4 protein-coding genes are annotated in these 18,661 nt (G+C 73.8%); all 4 read left to right on the forward strand.

Going from position 1 to position 18,661, the window contains the following annotated elements; all coding sequences use genetic code 11:
• Positions 1-6 precede the first annotated feature (6 nt).
• Positions 7-2,115, forward strand: coding sequence for an aminodeoxychorismate synthase component I (pabB, locus tag E0L36_RS17470; RefSeq protein WP_180929903.1), 2,109 nt, complete (start codon positions 7-9; stop codon positions 2,113-2,115).
• Positions 2,112-4,457 carry a glycoside hydrolase family 3 protein gene (locus E0L36_RS17475; RefSeq protein ID WP_219636591.1) on the forward strand — a complete coding sequence of 782 codons (2,346 nt, stop codon included), beginning with the start codon at positions 2,112-2,114 and terminating at the stop codon, positions 4,455-4,457. Before pabB ends, E0L36_RS17475 begins: the two co-directional genes overlap by 4 nt.
• Positions 4,454-5,641 carry a 4-hydroxybenzoate 3-monooxygenase gene (locus E0L36_RS17480; RefSeq protein ID WP_308416793.1) on the forward strand — a complete coding sequence of 396 codons (1,188 nt, stop codon included), beginning with the start codon at positions 4,454-4,456 and terminating at the stop codon, positions 5,639-5,641. Before E0L36_RS17475 ends, E0L36_RS17480 begins: the two co-directional genes overlap by 4 nt.
• Positions 5,642-5,717: 76 nt before the next feature.
• Positions 5,718-18,599, forward strand: a complete 12,882-nt coding sequence (locus E0L36_RS17485) for a type I polyketide synthase (protein ID WP_180929904.1) — start codon at positions 5,718-5,720, stop codon at positions 18,597-18,599.
• Positions 18,600-18,661: the final 62 nt, after the last annotated feature.

An 18,661-nucleotide genomic window follows, 5' to 3' on the forward strand; every position in this document is an offset into this window, starting at 1 on the left:
GAGCCCGTGCGCACGCTGCTGATAGACAACCACGACTCGTACACCTACAACCTCTTCCACCTGCTCGCCCAGGTGAACGGCGAGGACCCCGTCGTGGTCCCGAATGACACGGACGTCTTCCCCGACCTGGACGCCTACGACAACCTGGTGATCTCGCCGGGCCCCGGACACCCCTCCCGCGCCCGCGACTTCGGCGTCTCCACCGACGTGCTGCGCAAGGCCGGACTGCCGGTGCTCGGGGTCTGCCTCGGCCACCAGGGACTGGCGGTCTGCGAGGGCGGCTCGGTGGTCGCGGCCCCGGCGGCCCGGCACGGCCAGGTCGCCCGGGTCACCCACGACGGCGACCCCCTCTTCGACGGCGTCCCGGAGACGTTCGGCGCCGTCCGCTACCACTCACTCTGTGTCGCCGAACCCCTGCCCCCGGACCTTGAGGTGATCGCCCGGGCGGAGGACGGCGTGGTCATGGCCCTGCGGCACCGGCGGCTGCCGCGCTGGGGCGTGCAGTTCCACCCCGAGTCGGTGGAGACCGAGTACGGGCTGCGGATGATGGCCAACTTCCGCGACCTGACCCTCGGCGACCAGCGGCGCACCGGCCGCAGGCCCGCACCGGCCACCACCGCGCCCGCCCGCGCCGCCGAACCGGCTCGCCCCGCCGAGGCCCTGCGCTACCGCCTGCACGTGCGCGTCCTGGAACGCGCCGTCGACTGTGAGGCCGCCTTCGCCGAGCTGTACTCCGGCGCCACCCACGCCTTCTGGCTGGACAGCGCGCGGGTGAGCGAGGGCCTGTCCCGGTTCTCCTTCCTGGGCGACGCCACCGGCCCGCTCGCCGAGACCGTGCGCTACTCGGTCACCGACCGCGAGGTCCGGGTCTCCTCGGCCACCCCAGCCACCCACCAGGAGTCCGTACTCGACTACCTCCAGCGGGAGCTGGGCCGCCGCCATATCGAGGCCCCCGAACTGCCCTTCGACTTCACCGGCGGCTATGTCGGCTACCTCGGCTACGAGACGCGCGCCGACTGCGGGGCCCCCGGCTCCCAGCGGGCCGAAACCCCCGACGCCGTCTGGCTGTTCGCCGACCGGTTCCTCGCCGTGGACCACCGGGAGGAGCGCACCTACCTCCTCGCGCTCAGCGCGGACGGCGCTGACGAGCGAACCGCGGAGGACTGGCTGACCCGCACCGGGAAGCGCCTCGACGCCCTGCGCCCGCTGCCCGAACCGGAACCGGCCGACCCCCTCTCCGTCGAGCCCTTCCTCGACCGGGGGCGGGCCGACTACACCGAGGCCGTCACCCTCTGCCAGACCTACCTCCACCGGGGCGAGAGCTACGAGATCTGCCTCACCAACAGCGCCGACCTGCCCGGCGGGGACGACGGCTGGGACACCTACCGCCGGCTGCGCCGCCTCAACCCGGCCCCCTACGCGGCCTATCTGCACCTCGACGACGTCGACGTGGCCTGCTCCTCACCCGAGCGCTTCCTGCGCATCGACACGGCGGGGCTCGCCGAGACGAAGCCGATCAAGGGCACCGCCCCGCGCGGTGCCACCCCCGAGGAGGACGAGGCGATCCGCCGGGAACTGGCGGCCAGCGCCAAGACCCGCGCCGAGAACCTGATGATCGTCGACCTGCTCCGCAACGACCTCGGCCGGGTCTGCGAGGTCGGCAGCGTCCGGGTGCCGGTGCTCATGGCCACCGAGAGCTACGCCACCGTGCACCAGCTGGTCACCACCGTCCAGGGACGACTCGGCGCGGGAACCGACGCGGTGGACTGCGTACGTGCCTGTTTCCCGGGCGGCTCCATGACCGGCGCGCCCAAGCAGCGCACCCTGGAGATCATCGAGTCCCTGGAGCGGCGCCCCCGGGGCGTGTACTCCGGATCGCTCGGCTACCTCGCCTGCAACGGCAGCGCCGACCTGAACATCGTCATCCGCACCCTGGTGCGCTCCGGCGGCCACTGGAAGCTGGGCGCGGGGGGAGCGATCGTGCTCGCCTCCGACCCGGACGAGGAGTACGAGGAGATGCTCCTCAAGGCCGCCGCTCCGGCCCGCGCCCTGCGCGCCCCGCGGCTCGCCGCCGCGGCCGCCCCCGTCGAAGCGAACGGAAGTGACCCCCTGTGACCGCGCACCCCACCGACCCCGTGTCCGCACTGGTCGAGGCGATGACCCTGGAGGAGAAACTCTCCTTCGCGCACGGTGCCGACGACCCGGAGAAGCTCGGCCAGTCCGGCTACATCCCGGGTGTCCCGCGGCTCGGCGTCCCCCCGCTGCGGATGACCGACGGCCCGGCGGGCGTGCGCATGAAGCGGCACACCACCACGGCACTGCCCGCACCGATCGCGCTCTCCTGCTCCTTCGACGACGAACTCGCCCGCCAGTACGGGGAGTTCCTGGGCCACGAGGCGCGCGCCAAGCGCCAGGACGTGCTCATCGGCCCGATGCTCAACCTGCTCCGCCAGCCCTTCGGCGGCCGCAACTTCGAGCTGTACGGCGAGGACCCGCTCCTCGTCACCGCGATGGGCACCGCCGTGGTCCGCGGCATCCAGTCGCGGGGCGTCATCGCCATGCCCAAGCACTTCGCGGCCAACAACCAGGAGGAGGGCCGCATGACCGTCGACGTGCGCGTCGACGAACGGACCCTCAGGGAACTCGAACTCCCCGCCTTCCAGGCCGTGGTGGAGGCGGGAGCGGGCGCCCTGATGGGCGCCACCAACAGCGTCAACGGCGACTTCTCCTGCCAGAACGAGGCGCTGCTCACCACCCTGCTGCGCGACGAGTGGGGCTTCACCGGCTGGGTGATGTCCGACTGGGACGCGGTACACGACACGGCCGCCATCGAGCGCGGACTCGACCAGGAGATGCCGGACGGCAGGCACCTGGGGGCGCCGCTGGCCGCCGCCATCGCCGAGGGCCGCGTCGACGAGAAGGTCCTGGACCGTACGGTCGCCCGTGTCCTCGGCCAGATGTCCCGCTTCGGCCTGCTCGACGGCGCCCAGGCCCCGGTCACCGAACGCGACGCCGAGCACGGTCGCGCGCTGTCCCGGGAGATCGCCCAGGCGGGCAGCGTGCTGCTGCACAACCCCCGGGGCGTCCTCCCGCTCAGCGAGCGGGCCCTGTCCGCCGGGGGCCTGGCGGTCATCGGCCGGCCCGCCGTCACCCCGAAGAGCGCCGGTGTCGGCAGCGCCCTGGTGGTGCCCGAGCGGCAGAGCACCCCGCTCGACGTGCTCACCGAGCGGCTCGGCGCGGAGCGGGTCACCTTCCGTGTCGGCGAGGACCCGGCGGGCCGCCCCGTGCCGGAGTCCGCGCTCCAGCCGCCCTTCCGGTCCGGCGAGGTCCCCGCGGGACCCTCCGACGAGCCCGACTACTTCTACGAGGGCCGTCTCACCATCGAGGAGGCGGGCCGCTACCGGATCGCGGTCACCGCGCTCGGCGGCTACGCCGCCATCGACCTGGAGGGTCACCCGCGGGTCTTCGCAGGCAGCTCCTTCGGGGACACCGCGGGCCTCACCGTCGATCTGGAGCCCGGCACCTACGGGCTGGTCCTCTCCGCCCTGCCGGTGCCCGCCAACCCGGTCCGGCTCACCCTCGGCTGGGTCACCCCGCGGCAGGCACGGGAGGACATCGCGGAGGCCGTCGAGGCGGCCCGCGGCGCCGAGGTGGCCGTCGTGTACGCGTACGACGAGCTGGCCGAGCTCATCGACCGGCCCGCGCTCGAACTCCCCGGCCTTCAGAACCAGTTGATAGCCGAGGTGGCCCGGGCAAACCCGAACACCGTGGTCGTCCTCAACACCGGCTCCTCGGTCCCGATGCCCTGGCTCGACGACACCGCCGCCGTCCTGGGCGTCTGGTACCCGGGCGAGCAGGGCGCCGAGGCCACCGCCGCGCTGCTCTTCGGGGACGTGAACCCGAGCGGCAAACTCACCCAGTCCTTCCCGACCGGCAGCGGGGCCACCCCCTTCACGGACGACCCGCTGAGCTACCCGGGCGCCAACGGCACGGTCGCCTACTCGGAGGGCGTCCTCAGCGGCTACCGCTGGCACGACCACACCGGCACCGCCCCGCTGTTCCCCTTCGGACACGGGCTCAGCTACACCACGTTCGGCTACGAGGACCTCGCGCTGAGCGTCCAGGACGGCGCCCTCCGCGCCGAGTTCACCGTCCGGAACACCGGCGACCGGAGCGGCCGCGAGATCGCCCAGGTCTACCTCGGAGCCGCTCCCGGCCTCGGCGTCACCCAGGCCCCGAAGGCCCTGGCCGGATACGCGGCCGCCCGCCTCGAACCGGGCGAGTCGACCCGCCTCACCGTCGAACTGCCCGCCGAACGCTTCCGGTACTGGGACCCCACCACCCGCGAGTGGACCGTCGGCGCCGGTGCCCGCACCCTCTCCGTCGGCCCGTCCTCGTCCGAACTCCCGCTGACCGCACGGCTGTCGGTGGCGGACACCGGTGAGGTGACACTGTGACCAGAGTTCTGCGCACCCCCGTGTGCGTCATCGGCGCGGGCCCCTCCGGCCTCCTGCTCTCCCGGCTGCTGAAGCTCGCCGGTGTCCCGTCCCTCGTCCTGGAGAAGCGCACACGCGCCTACGTCGAGAAGCGGATACGCGCCGGACTGCTCGAACAGGGCACCGTCGACACCCTGCGGGAAGCCGGGGTCGCCGAGCGCCTGGAGCGCGAGGGCCTGGTCCACGAGGGCTTCCAGTGGCGACTCGACGGTGAGGCACACCGGCTGGACTTCGCCGCGCTCTGCGGTGCCTCGGTGTCGATGTACGGGCAGCAGGAGGTCGTCAAGGACCTCCTCGCCGCGCGGGACGCCGACGGCGACTGCGAGCGGCTGTACTTCGGTGTCGAGGACGCCCAGATCGCCTCCGTCACCGCCGACGGCGCCGTGGTGCGCTGCACGCTCGACGGTGAACTCACCGAGATCCACTGCGAGTTCCTGGCTGGCTGCGACGGGTTCCACGGGGTGAGCCGCCGCGCCGTCGGGCCCCGCGCGCTCAGCGGCCACGACACCGAGTACCCCTTCGCCTGGCTCGGGGTGCTCGCCGCCGCCCCACCCATGTCGCCCGAGCTGATCTACGCGGTCAGCGACCACGGGTTCGCGCTCCAGAGCATGCGCTCGACCTCCGTCAGCCGCCTCTACCTCCAGGTCGGCAGGGACGAGGGCATCGACGACCGCACCGACGAGGACATCTGGCGGGAACTGGACTTCCGGCTCGCGGGCGGTGACGGCTCGCTCCCCACCGGCGCGATCCTGGAGAGGGTCCTCGTCCCACTCCGCAGCCACGTCGCCGAACCGATGCAGTACAGGCGGCTGTTCCTGGTCGGCGACGCCGCGCACATCGTGCCGCCCAGCGCCGCCAAGGGCCTCAACCTGGCGGTCGCCGACGCGCGGCTGCTCGCCGAGGGCCTCACCGCCTGGTTCCGCGACGGAAGGCGGGAGGCGCTCGACGCGTACGCCGACACCGCGCTCCGACTCGCCTGGCAGGGCCAGGAGTTCTCGGCGCACATGACCTCACTGCTCCATGTGGCCCCCGACGAGCCGGTGTTCAGCCGCCGGATACGCCGGGCCCGCTTCGAGCGGCTCCTCGGCTCCACGGCGGAGGCCACCTCCTTCGCCGAGCAGTACACGGGCGTCGGGCGCCGCTGACCGTCGCCGGTGGGCGGGTGCCGCGCCCCCGCCTCCGGCGCTGTACCACCGTGATCGACAGGAGTGGGCGGACCTCATGACAGACGAAGAGAAGATGCTCGACCACCTCCGGTGGGTCACGGCCGAACTCCACCGCACCAGGGAGCGGTTGCGCGCCGCCGAGGAGACGGAACCGGTCGCGGTCGTCGGCGTCGGCTGCCGCTACCCCGGCGCCGTGGCCTCTCCCGAGGACCTGTGGCGGCTCGTGCTCGACGGGCGGGACGCGGTCGGTCCCTTCCCCGACGACCGCGGCTGGGACCTGGACGCCGTCTACCACCCGGACCCCGACCACCGCGGCACCAGCTACGTCCGCGAGGGCGGATTCCTCGACGGCGCGGGCGAGTTCGACGCCGCCTTCTTCGGGATATCCCCGCACGAGGCGCTCGCCATGGACCCGCAGCAGCGGCTGCTCCTGGAGTGCGCCTGGGAGGCCCTGGAACGGTCCGGCATCGACCCGCTGTCGCTGCGCGGCAGCCGCACCGGTGTCTACGCCGGGATGATGAACCACGACTACCTCACCGGACACGACACCCTGCCCGAGGGCGTCGAGGTGTACGCGGGCAGCGGCAACGCCGCCTCCGTGGCCTCCGGTCGGCTCTCCTACACCCTCGGCCTCCAGGGCCCGGCCGTGACCGTCGACACCGCCTGCTCCTCCTCCCTGGTCACCCTGCACCTCGCCGCCCAGGCGCTACGGCAGGGCGAGTGCGCTCTGGCCCTCGCCGGCGGCGTCACCGTGCTCGCCACCCCGGACCTCTTCGTCGACTTCAGCCAGCAGCGCGGACTCGCCGCCGACGGCCGCTGCAAGCCCTTCGCGGCCGCCGCCGACGGCACCGGCTGGGGCGAGGGCGCCGCCCTGCTCGTCCTGGAACGCCTCTCGGACGCCCGCGCCAACGGGCACCCGGTGCTCGCGGTGATCCGCGGCTCCGCGGTGAACCAGGACGGCGCCAGCAGCGGGATGACCGTGCCCAACGGACCCGCCCAGCAACAGGTCGTCCGGCAGGCCCTGGAGCGGGCCCGGCTGACGCCCGACGAGGTCGACGCCGTCGAGGCGCACGGCACCGGGACCCGCCTCGGTGACCCGATCGAGGCCCACGCGCTGCTCTCCGTCTACGGCCAACAGCGGCCGGAGGAGCGGCCGTTGTGGCTCGGCTCGGTGAAGTCCAACATCGGCCACACCCAGGCCGCCGCGGGCGCGGCCGGCGTCATCAAGATGGTGATGGCGCTGCGCGCCGGAGTCCTGCCCCGCACGCTGCACGTGGACCGGCCCACCCCGCGCGCGGACTGGACCTCGGGCGCGGTGCGCCTGCTCACCGAGACCGTCGACTGGCCGGAGACCGGCCGACCGCGCCGCGCCGCCGTCTCCTCCTTCGGCATCAGCGGCACCAACGCTCACCTGATACTGGAACAGGCGCCGGAACCGGCGCGGGACGAGGCACCGCCCCCCAACCCGCCCCGGGCGGCCGCCGAACCCCCGGTGTACGCCTGGCCGGTCTCGGCGCGCGGCGCGGACGCGCTGCGCGGCCAGGCCGCCGCACTCGCCACCCGCACCCCCGGGGAGGCCAGCCCCTCGGACGTCGCGTACGCGCTCACCACCGCCCGCGCCCTCCTGCCGCACCGTGCCGTGGCCCTCGGCCGGGACACCGCCGCACTCCGCTCGGCGCTGGAAGCGCTGGCCACCGGAGCCACCGCGCCCGGACTGGTCGGCGACGGCACCGAGGCCGCCCGCCCGGACGCCCACCTCGCCGTCCTCTTCACCGGGCAGGGCTCCCAGCGCCCCGGCGCCGGACGCCAACTGCACGCCGCGTACCCGGAGTTCGCGGAGCCCTTCGACGCCGCCTGCGCCCACCTGGACCGCTTCTTCGAGGTGCCGGTGCACGAGGTCGCCTTCGCCGAGCCGGACAGCGAGCACGCCGCCCTCCTCGACCGCACCGAGTACGCCCAGGCCGTCCTGTTCGCCCTCGAAGTGGCCCTCTACCGGCTCGCGGAGAGCAGGGGAGCCCGTCCGGCCGTCCTCCTCGGCCACTCCGTCGGCGAACTCGTCGCCGCCCACGTCTCCGGCATGCTGGGGCTGGCCGACACCTGCGCGCTGGTGGCGGCTCGCGGCAAGCTGATGCAGGCGCTGCCACCCGGTGGCGCCATGCTCGCGGTCGAGGCCACCGAGGAGGACGTACGGCCCCTGTGCGCGGAACGCGCGGACCGGCTCGGCGTCGCCGCCGTCAACGGACCCCGGTCCCTCGTGCTGTCCGGAGAGGAGGACGCCGTCGAGGAGGCCGCCCGGCTGCTCGACGGCCACCGCGTCCGCCGCCTGAAGGTCAGCCACGCCTTCCACTCACCGCTGATGGCGCCCATGCTGGACCGCTTCCGCGCGGTGGTCTCCCGCCTCTCCTTCCTGGAGCCGCGCGTCCCGATCGTCTCCAACGTCACCGGACGCCTGGCCCGCCCGGGCGAGTTGACGGACGCCGAGTACTGGGTCCGGCAGGTGCGCGAGACCGTCCGGTTCCACGACGGCGTGGGGGCGCTGGCCGCCGAGGGTGTCACCGACTGCCTGGAACTCGGGCCCGACCCGGTGCTCACGGCCCTCGCCCAGGGCGCCGACGAGACCGCCGGACCGCGCTGGACCGCGGCGCTACGCCGTGACGAGGACGAGGTGCTGACCCTCGGCCGTGCCCTCGCCGCCCTGCACGTCCACGGCGTCCCCGTCGACCTCAACGCGCCGCTCCCCGGAGCCGCCCTGACCGACCTGCCCACCTACGCCTTCCAGCGGCGCCGGTACTGGCTGGAGACCGGGCCCGGCACCGCCGGGGTCGCCTCCGCCGGACTCGACGCGCTCGGGCACCCGCTGCTGGGCGCCACCGTCGCCCTCGCCGGTGACGCCGTCCAGGTGTTCACCGGACGGCTCGGTCCGCGAGCCCAGCCCTGGGTCGCCGACCACACGGTGGACGGCGCGATCCTGCTGCCCGGCACCGCCTTCGTGGAGATGGCGATCCGCGCTGGGGACCGGGTCGGCTGCCCCCACCTGGAGGAACTGACCCTGCGCGCCCCGCTGGCGCTACCGGCCACCGGCGACGTCCGCCTCCAGGTAGAGGTCGGCGGGGCCGACGCCACCCACCGCCGTACCGTCACCGTCTTCGCCCGGGAGGACGACGCGGACCACGGCGGCGATTGGACCCGGCACGCGGACGGCGTACTCGCCCCCGCGACGGCGGCGCACCGGGAAACGGCGGCGGGCGACACGGCCTGGCCTCCGCCCGGAGCCCGGGAGATCGGCCTGGACGGTTTCCACGCCAGCCGCGCCCAGGCCGGATTCGGCTACGGACCCGCCTTCCGGGGTCTGCGCCGCGCCTGGGAGGTGGACGCGGAGGACGGAACCGGCGGCTCCCTCCTCGCCGAGGCACAGCTGGACGGGAGCGCCGAACAGCAGGCGGAACGGTTCGGAATCCACCCCGCCCTGCTCGACGCCGCCCTCCAGACCGTCGGACTCGGCGGGCTGCTGCCACGGGACGGCACCGCCCGGCTGCCGTTCGCCTTCACCGGCGTCACCCTGCACGCCTCCGGAGCGACCGCCCTGCGGGTCCGGCTCACCGGCACCGGTCCCGAGACCGTCGCCCTCAGCGCCACCGACGCGGCGGGACAACCGGTGCTCGACATCACGTCCCTGACGCTGCGCCCCGTCTCCACCGCCGCCCGCACCGGCGCCGACGCGCTCCACCGCCTGGAGTGGCAGCCGGCCACCCCCGTGACGGCCGCCGCGCCGCGCCTGGTCGAGGTCGGCAGCGAGGGCGGCGTCCGGGACGCGCTCCGCCAGGCGCTGACCGCGGTGCGGGAGGCCCTGGCCGACGAGGACGGCCCGCGACGCGTCCTCGTCACCCGGGGAGCGGTGGACGCCGCGGGCACGGCGCCGGATCCGGCGGCCGCCGCCGTATGGGGGCTCGTGCGGTCCGCGCAGTCCGAACACCCCGGCCGCTTCGGGCTGCTGGACACCGACGGCTCGCTGGACACCGGGAGCGTCGCGGCCACCGCCGAGCCGCAGGCCGCGATCCGCGACGGCGCGGTGCTCGTCCCGCGCCTGACCCGCGCGGTGGCCACCCGAGCCCCGGAACGTACCGAGGGCACCGAAGACGCCCCGCCCGGCGGGGACTTCGGCCCCGACGGCACCGTGCTCATCACCGGTGGGCTCGGCACCCTCGGCCGCGCCGTGGCCCGGCACCTGGTCGCCCAGCACGGCGTCCGGGCGCTCCTCCTGGCCGGCCGCACCGGCGGCGCGCCGGGCGTCGCGGAGCGGCTCACCGCCGAACTCACCGCCCTCGGCGCGGAGTCGGTGCGCACCGCCCGCTGCGACGCGGCCGACCGGGACGCGCTCACCGCGCTACTCGGCACGCTCCCGGCCGAGCGGCCCCTGCGCGCGGTCGTGCACGCGGCCGGCGTCGTGGACGACGGGGTGGTGGAGACACTCACCCCCGAACGCCTCGACGCCACGCTGCGACCCAAGGTGGACGCCGCCAGCACCCTCCACGAACTGACCAGGGACCTCGACCTCGACGCCTTCGTCCTCTTCTCCTCCGCCGCGGGGGTTCTCGGCGCCCCCGGCCAGGCCGCCTACGCCGCCGCCAACTCCTTCCTGGACGCCCTCGCCGCCCACCGCCGTGCCGCCGGACTCCCCGGCCTCTCCCTCGCCTGGGGCCTGTGGGCCGAACGCAGCGCGATGACCGGCGACCTCGACACCGCCGCCACCGGGCGCGTCGCTCGTGGCGGGATGCTCCCGCTCGGCACCGAGGAGGCCCTGACCCTCTTCGACGCGGCGCGCGGTCGCCCCGAACCGGTGCTGTACCCGATGCGCCTGGACCGCGCGCCGAGAGGCGCCACCTCCGGAGAACCGTCCGTGCTCTGGCGGTCGGGCCCCACCCCGGCACGCCCCACCGCCAGCTCCCCGGACACCGCGTCCCCCGCGCCGCTCGCCCCACGCCTGGCCGCGCTCGATCCGCGCGGCCAGGAACGGCTCCTTCTCGACCTGATCGGCACCGAGGTCATGACGGTGCTCGGCCGTGACGCGCGCGAACCCCTGCCGCCCGACCAGGTCTTCAGGGACCTCGGCTTCGACTCGCTCGCCGCCGTCGAACTGCGCAACAGGCTCAGCACCGCCACCGGCCTGCGTCTGCCGTCCACCCTCGCCTTCGACCGCCCGACCCCGGCCGCCCTCGCCGCCCACCTCCGTGACCACCTCGCCGGCACGGCGCGGTCCAACCCGGCCCAGGCCACCGGACGCGGACCGGCGGCCGTCGTCGACGACCCCATCGTCATCGTCGGCATGGGCTGCCGCTACCCGGGCGGGGTCCGCTCCCCGGAGGACCTGTGGCGACTGGTCGCGGACGGCGGCGACGCCATCGGCGCCTTCCCCGAGGACCGTGGCTGGGACCTGGACGCGCTCTTCGACCCCGATCCGGACCGCCCTGGAACCAGCTACGTCCGCGAGGGCGGATTCCTGGACGGGGCCGCCGAGTTCGACCCCCTGTTCTTCGGGGTGTCGCCCCGCGAGGCGCTCGCCATGGACCCCCAGCAGCGCCTGCTCCTGGAGACCTCCTGGGAGGTCTTCGAGCGCGCCGGAATCGCCCCCGGCAGCCTGCGCGGCAGCCGCACGGGCGTCTTCACCGGCGTGATGTACCACGACTACGCCGGTCTGCTCGCCGGGCAGGACGGCGTCGAGGGCTACGCGGGCAACGGCAGCGCGGGCAGCATCGCCTCCGGCCGCGTCGCCTACACCTTCGGCCTCGAAGGCCCCGCCGTCACCGTGGACACCGCCTGCTCCTCCTCCCTGGTCGCCCTGCACCTGGCGAGCCAGGCCCTGCGCGAGGGCGAGTGCGACCTCGCCCTCGCGGGGGGTGTCACCGTCATGTCCACACCCGGTACGTTCGTCGAGTTCTCCCGGCAGCGCGGACTCGCCGCCGACGGCCGCTGCAAGCCCTTCGCCGCCGCCGCGGACGGCACCTCCTGGTCCGAGGGCGTCGGCATACTGCTCCTGGAGCGCCGCTCCGACGCCGAACGCCACGGCCACCGCGTCCTCGCCACCGTCCGTGGCTCCGCCGTCAACCAGGACGGCGCCTCCAACGGCATGACGGCCCCCCACGGACCCTCCCAGGAACGCGTCATCGGCCAGGCGCTCGCGAGGGCCGGGCTCACCGCCGCCGACGTGGACGCGGTCGAGGCGCACGGCACCGGCACGACCCTCGGCGACCCGATCGAGGCGCAGGCGCTCCTCGCGACCTACGGTCAACAGCGGCCGGAGGAGCGGCCGTTGTGGCTCGGTTCGGTGAAGTCGAACCTCGGTCACACGCAGGCCGCCGCCGGGGTCGCCGGAGTCATCAAGATGGTCCATGCCATGCGCCACGGGCTCCTGCCCCGCACCCTGCACGTGGACGAACCCTCTCCGCACGTCGACTGGACGGCCGGTGCGGTCCGCCTGCTCACCGAAGCCACCGACTGGCCGGAGACCGGCAGCCCGCGTCGCGCCGCCGTCTCCTCCTTCGGTATCAGCGGCACCAACGCGCACGTCATCCTGGAGCAGCGGCCCCCCTCCGCGACGAGCGAACCCGCGGCCGTGACACCCGACGGCGGCACCGGCGACGAAGCCGACGGGACGGGGCGCCGCACCCCCGTGATCACCGTCCTCTCCGGCCGCACCGAGGCCGCCGTCCAGCGCCAGGCGGCACGCCTCCTCGCGGCGCTCGACGACGGCCTCCCGGCGCACCCGAGCCCGGCCGACATCGCCCTCTCTCTCGCCACCACACGCACGCCACTCCCCGCGCGGGCCGCCTTCCTCACCGAGGACGACGACAGCCTGCGCGCCAACCTGGCCGACCTGGCGGAGGGCAGGGGCACGGCGCAGCAGGTGCACGGGACCGCGCTCGCCGGTCGTACGGCCTTCCTGTTCTCGGGTCAGGGGTCGCAACGGTTGGGTATGGGGCGGGAGTTGTATGGGGTGTTTCCGGTGTTCGCGGCTGTGTTCGATGAGGTGTGTGGGGAGTTGGATGGTCATCTGGGTGGGTCGGTGCGGGGTGTGGTGTTCGGTGATGACGCGGGGCTGCTGGCGCGGACGGTGTGGGCGCAGGCGGGTTTGTTCGCGGTGGAGGTGGCGTTGTTCCGGTTGTTGGAGTCGTGGGGTGTGCGGCCGGACTACCTGCTGGGTCACTCCATAGGCGAGGTGGCGGCGGCGTGTGTGGCGGGGGTGTTCTCGTTGCCGGACGCGGCTCGACTCGTCGCCGCGCGGGGTCGGTTGATGGATGCGTTGCCGGGGGGTGGGGTGATGGTGGCGGTGGGGGCCTCGTGCGAGGTCGTCGTGGGCCTGTTGTCGGGGTATGAGGGTCGGGTTGGGGTGGCGGCGGTGAATGGTCCGGCGTCGGTGGTGGTGTCGGGTGAGGGGGAGGCGGTCGCGGAGGTTGTTGGGGAGGCTCGGGCGTTGGGGCACCGCGTGAAGCGGTTGGAGGTGAGTCACGCTTTCCACTCGCCGTTGATGGAGCCGATGCTCGACGAGTTCGCCGCGGCACTCCGCGAGGTGGAGTTGTCCGAGCCGCGGATCCCGGTGGTCTCCAACGTCACCGGTCGTGTGGCGGTGCCTGGTGAGCTGTCGGACGTGGGGTACTGGGTTCGGCAGGTGCGTGAGTCGGTGCTGTTCGCCGAGGGGGTTCGTACGCTCGCCGGGCAGGGTGTGGCTCGTTACCTCGAAGTGGGTCCCGACGCCGTACTGAGCCCGATGGCGCGGGAATGCCTCGACGGTGTCGAAGAAGAGCCGGACTCCGGGTTCGTGGCCCTGCTGCGCTCCGGACGCCCCGAGACGCGGGGGGTCGTCACCGCGGTCGGCCAACTCGTCTGCTGGGGCGAGGAAGTGGACTGGTCAGCCCTCTTCGAGGGCACCGGGGCGCGCCGGATCGAACTGCCCACCTACGCCTTCGAGCGGCGGCACCTGTGGCCCGAGAATCCACGGAGCCCCGGCACCGTCACCTCCGTCACCCCGTGGCCGACGCGGGAGATCGCCGGTCCGGAGACCGTGACCCCGCTGCACGCCACCCTCGCCGCCGCGCCCGACCCGGACCGGACTCTGCTCGACCTGGTACGGGAGCAGGTGACCCAGGTCCTCGGCCACACCCCGGAGGAGACGGCCGACCCGGGCCACGCCTTCCGCGACCTCGGCTTCGACTCGATGACGGCGATGGAGTTCCGCACCCGCCTAGCCCGCGCCACCGGCCTCGCCCTGCCCGCCACCCTCGTCTTCGACCACCCCACCCCGGCGGACCTGGTGCGCCACCTGCGCGAGGTCCTGCTCGACGGTGCCCGCGACCACCACGCGGCCGTGCGCACCGTGGGCAGCGACGAGCCGATCGCCATCATCGGTATGAGCTGCCGCTTCCCGGGCGGAGTCGCCTCCCCCGAGGACCTGTGGCGACTCGTCGAGGACGAGGTGGACGCCATCACCCCGTTCCCGGACGACCGTGGCTGGAACCTCGCCGGGCTCTACGACGCGGATGTGGACCGGCAGGGCACCACCTACACCCGGGCGGGCGGATTCCTCGACGGCGTGGGCGAGTTCGACGCCGCCTTCTTCGGGATATCCCCGCGCGAGGCGCTCGCCATGGACCCGCAGCAACGGCTGCTCCTGGAGACCTCGTGGGAGGTCCTCGAACGGGCCGGCATGCGGCCCGGCGCGGTACGCGGCAGCGGCACCGGCGTCTTCGTCGGCACCAACGGCCAGGACTACACCGACCTGGTCTCGCACTCCGCGGAGAGCCTGGAGGGGTACCTCGGCACCGGCGGCGCCGGAAGCGTCGCCTCCGGCCGCATCGCCTACACCCTGGGCCTGGAAGGACCCGCGCTCACCGTGGACACCGCCTGCTCCTCCTCCCTCGTCGCCCTGCACCTGGCGGCCGAGGCACTGCGGCGCGGAGAGTGCGCCATGGCGCTGGCCGGAGGTGTGACGGTGATGTCCACCCCGCAGTCCTTCATCGACTTCTCCCGCCAGCGCGGACTGGCCCCGGACGGCCGCTGCAAGCCGTTCGCCGCGGCGGCCGACGGCACCGGCTGGTCCGAGGGCGTGGGCATGCTCCTGGTGGAGCGGCTCTCCGACGCCCGCCGCCACGGTCACCCGGTGCTCGCCCTGGTCCGGGGCTCCGCCGTCAACCAGGACGGCGCGTCCAACGGCCTGACCGCGCCCAACGGCCCCGCCCAGCAGCGCGTCATCCGTCAGGCCCTCGCCAACGCGCGCCTGACCACCGCCGACGTCGACCTGGTCGAGGCGCACGGCACCGGCACAGCGCTGGGCGACCCGATCGAGGCTCAGGCGCTCCTCGCGACCTACGGTCAACAACGCCCGGCGGAAAGCCCGTTGTGGCTCGGATCGCTCAAGTCCAACATCGGCCACACCCAGGCGGCCGCGGGGGTCGCCGGCGTCATCAAGGCGGTGCTCGCCCTGCGGCACGGCGTCCTGCCGCGCTCACTGCACCTGGACGAGCCCACCCCACACGTGGACTGGTCACAGGGCGGCATCGCCCTGCTCACCGCCCGCACCGACTGGCCGGAGACCGGCCGTCCGCGCCGCGCCGCCGTCTCCTCGTTCGGCATGAGCGGCACCAACGCTCACCTGGTCCTGGAGCAGGTCCCCGAACTCCCGCCCGTACGGGCTGAGTCGGCGCCCGGGCCTGAGCCGCAGCCGGGGGCGGTCCCTGCCCTGTGGCCGCTGTCCGCCAAGTCCCCCGAGGCGCTGCGCGCCCAGGCGGCCCGGCTCGCCGACTACCTCACCGCCCACCAGGACACCGACCCGGCCGAGTTGGGCCGACAACTGGCCGCCACCCGTACGCCGTTCACCCACCGCGCGGTACTCACCGGGCGGCGCGAGGAGGACCTCCTCGCCCAGTTGCGGTCCGTCGCCGACGGCGGCTGGGCTCCGGTCAGGGCCGATGAGGAGGCCCTCACAGCCTTCCTGTTCACCGGACAGGGCGCGCAACGGTTGGGTATGGGCCGGGAGTTGTACGAGTCCTTCCCGCGTTACGCGGCCGCGTTCGACGAGGTGTGCGCGGAGCTGGACGGTCACCTTGACCGGTCGGTGCGGGAGGTGGTGTTCGGTGATGACGTTGAGCTGCTGGACCGGACGGTGTGGGCGCAGGCGGGGTTGTTCGCGGTGGAGGTGGCGTTGTTCCGGCTGCTGGAGTCGTGGGGTGTGCGGCCGGACTACCTGCTGGGTCACTCCATAGGTGAGGTGGCGGCGGCCTGTGTGGCGGGGGTGTTCTCGCTGCCGGACGCGGCCCGACTCGTCGCCGCGCGCGGTCGGTTGATGGACGCCCTGCCCGGCGGAGGAGCGATGCTGGCCGCCGCCGTCTCGCCGGAGGAGGCCGGGACGCTGCTGTCCGGCCACGAGGGCCGGGTGGAGATCGCCGCGGTCAACGGCCCGTCGTCCGTCGTGCTGTCCGGCGACGAGGACACCGTGACGGAGATCGAGACCCTGGCCCGGGCGCTCGGCCACCGGGTGAAGCGGCTGGCGGTGAGCCACGCCTTCCACTCGCCACGCATGGAGCCCATGCTCGACGAGTTCGCGGCGGTGGTCGGTGAGTTGGAACCGCACGAGCCACGGGTGCCGGTGATCTCGAACCTGACCGGTGCCCCGGCGGCCCCCGGCGAGCTGGCGGACCCCGCGTACTGGGTCCGCCAGGTCCGGAACCCCGTCCTCTTCCTCGACGGCGTGCGCACGCTCGCCGCCCAGCACGTCTCCCGTTACGTCGAGTTGGGCCCCGACGGCGTCCTGACCGCCGCGGCCCAGGACTGTCTCCCGGACCTCGGCACCGGAACCACCGAACGCCCCGTGTTCACGGCGGCGTTGCGCTCCGGCCGCCCCGAGCCGGACACACTGCTCGAAGCCCTCGGCGGCGCCTACGCCGCCGGGGCGCGGATGGACCTCACCGCTGTGCTCGGCGCCCCGGGGACACCGGGCGATCTGCCCACCTACCCCTTCCAGCGGGAGCTCTACTGGCCGACCCCGGCCGAGGAGGCCGCGCTGCCCGCCTGGCTGGGCGGTGCCACCGGAGCCTCACGGGTGGACGACATGGTGTACCGCGTCGACTGGCACCCGGTGGACCCACCGCAGGCCCGGCTCGACGGCCGCTGGCTCCTCGTCACCGGTGACGAGGGCGGGACCGACGTGGCGGAGACCGCCGCCGCGGCGCTGTCCGAGGCGGGCGCCGACGTGGTGCGCGTCTCGGGTGTCTCCGTCGAGGCCCTGGCCCCGTACACCGGCGCCCCGCTGGCCGGAGTGGCGGCCTGCCCCGAAACCTCCTTCGCCGCACTGGAGTTGGTCCAGTCCCTCGACGCCCTGGAGGTCACGGCACCGCTGTGGTGCCTGACCCGCGGCGCGGTCGCCGCGGTCCCCACCGACCCCGGCCCGGAACCGGAGCTGGCGCAGATCTGGGGGCTGGGCCGGGTGGTCGCCCTCGAACGGGCGCAGAGCTGGGGCGGCCTGGTCGACCTGCCGGCCGCCGGGGCCCCGGCGGCCGGCCTGGCCCGGGTCCTCGCGAGTGGCGACGAGGACCAGGTGGCGTTGCGGGCCGGTTCCGTGTTCGGACGGCGCCTGGTGCGGGCCGAGACACCGGGTTTGGTGGGGTCGTGGGGGGTTGGTGGGTTGTCGGTGTTGGTGACGGGGGGTACGGGTGGGTTGGGTGTGGGGGTTGCGCGGTGGTTGGCTGGTCGGGGTGTGGGGCGTTTGGTGTTGGTGAGTCGTGGGGGTTGGGGTGGGGTGGGTGTGGGTGAGTTGGTGGGGGAGTTGGGTGGGTTGGGGGTTGAGGTGGTGGTGGTGGCTTGTGATGTGTCTGATCGTGGGGCTGTGGGGTGGTTGTTGCGGGAGTATTCGGTGTCGGCTGTGTTTCATGTGGCGGGTGTGGTGGATGACGGGGTGGTGGGGTCGTTGAGTGGGGAGCGGTTGGGTGGTGTGTTGGGTGCGAAGGCGGTGGGTGCGGATCATTTGGATTCTGTGGCGCGGGAGTTGGGTGTGGTGTGGGAGGAGTTTGTGGTGTTCTCGTCTTTTGCGGGGACGGTGGGTGGTGCGGGGCAGGGGAGTTATGCGGCGGCGAACGCGCATGTGGACGCGTTGGTTGAGCGTCGTCGTGCTGAGGGGTTGGCGGCCACGTCGGTGGCCTGGGGCCCCTGGGCCGAGAGCGGAATGACCGCCGACGAGGCCGTCCGGGAACGGATGCGACTGGCCGGAATGACCCCTCTGGAGCCACACTCCGCCTTCACCGCACTGGAACGGGCGCTCCTCACGGGCACCGCCTCCGCGACCGTGGTGGACATCGACTGGGAGCGGTACGTGCCCGGATTCACCGCGGCCCGGCCGAGTCCGCTGCTCCGGGCGCTACCCGAGGTGGCGCTCCTCAACGAGCGGACGGCGGCGGCCAGTTCCCTGACCGAACGCCTCGCCGACCTGCCGGAGGGGGAGCGACGGACTGAGGTGCTCGCCCTGGTGCGTACCCATGTGGCCGGGGTCCTCGGGCACCGCGAGGAGGGCCGGATCACGGACGACCTGGCGTTCCAGGACCTCGGCTTCGACTCGCTCACCGCGGTCGAGCTCCGCAACCGCCTCGGCGCCGCCACCGGTCTCAGGCTGCCCGCGACCGTGATCTTCGACCATCCCGCCCCCGTACGACTGGCCGACTTCCTCCTCGGTGAGCTGGCCGGCGAGATCGGTGAGGACGACGAGGAACGGCGGATCCGGCGAACGCTGGCCACCGTGCCGGTCGCCCGGCTGCGGGAGGCCGGCCTCCTGGACGTACTGCTGAAGCTCGCCGGAGAGGAGACCCCCTCCGGACCGGTCCGCATCGCCGACGAGGACATCGACGACATGGACGCCGAAGCGCTGATCCAGCTGGCGCTGGACGGCAACGAACCCTGACGGCTCGCGGAGACACGGGACTGAACGACATGGTTGCATCGAACGAGAAGCTGCTCGAAGCG

Origin of the sequence: Streptomyces sp. AJS327, assembly GCF_013450295.1 — a bacterium.
In the GTDB taxonomy this organism is placed as follows: Bacteria; Actinomycetota; Actinomycetes; order Streptomycetales; family Streptomycetaceae; genus Streptomyces.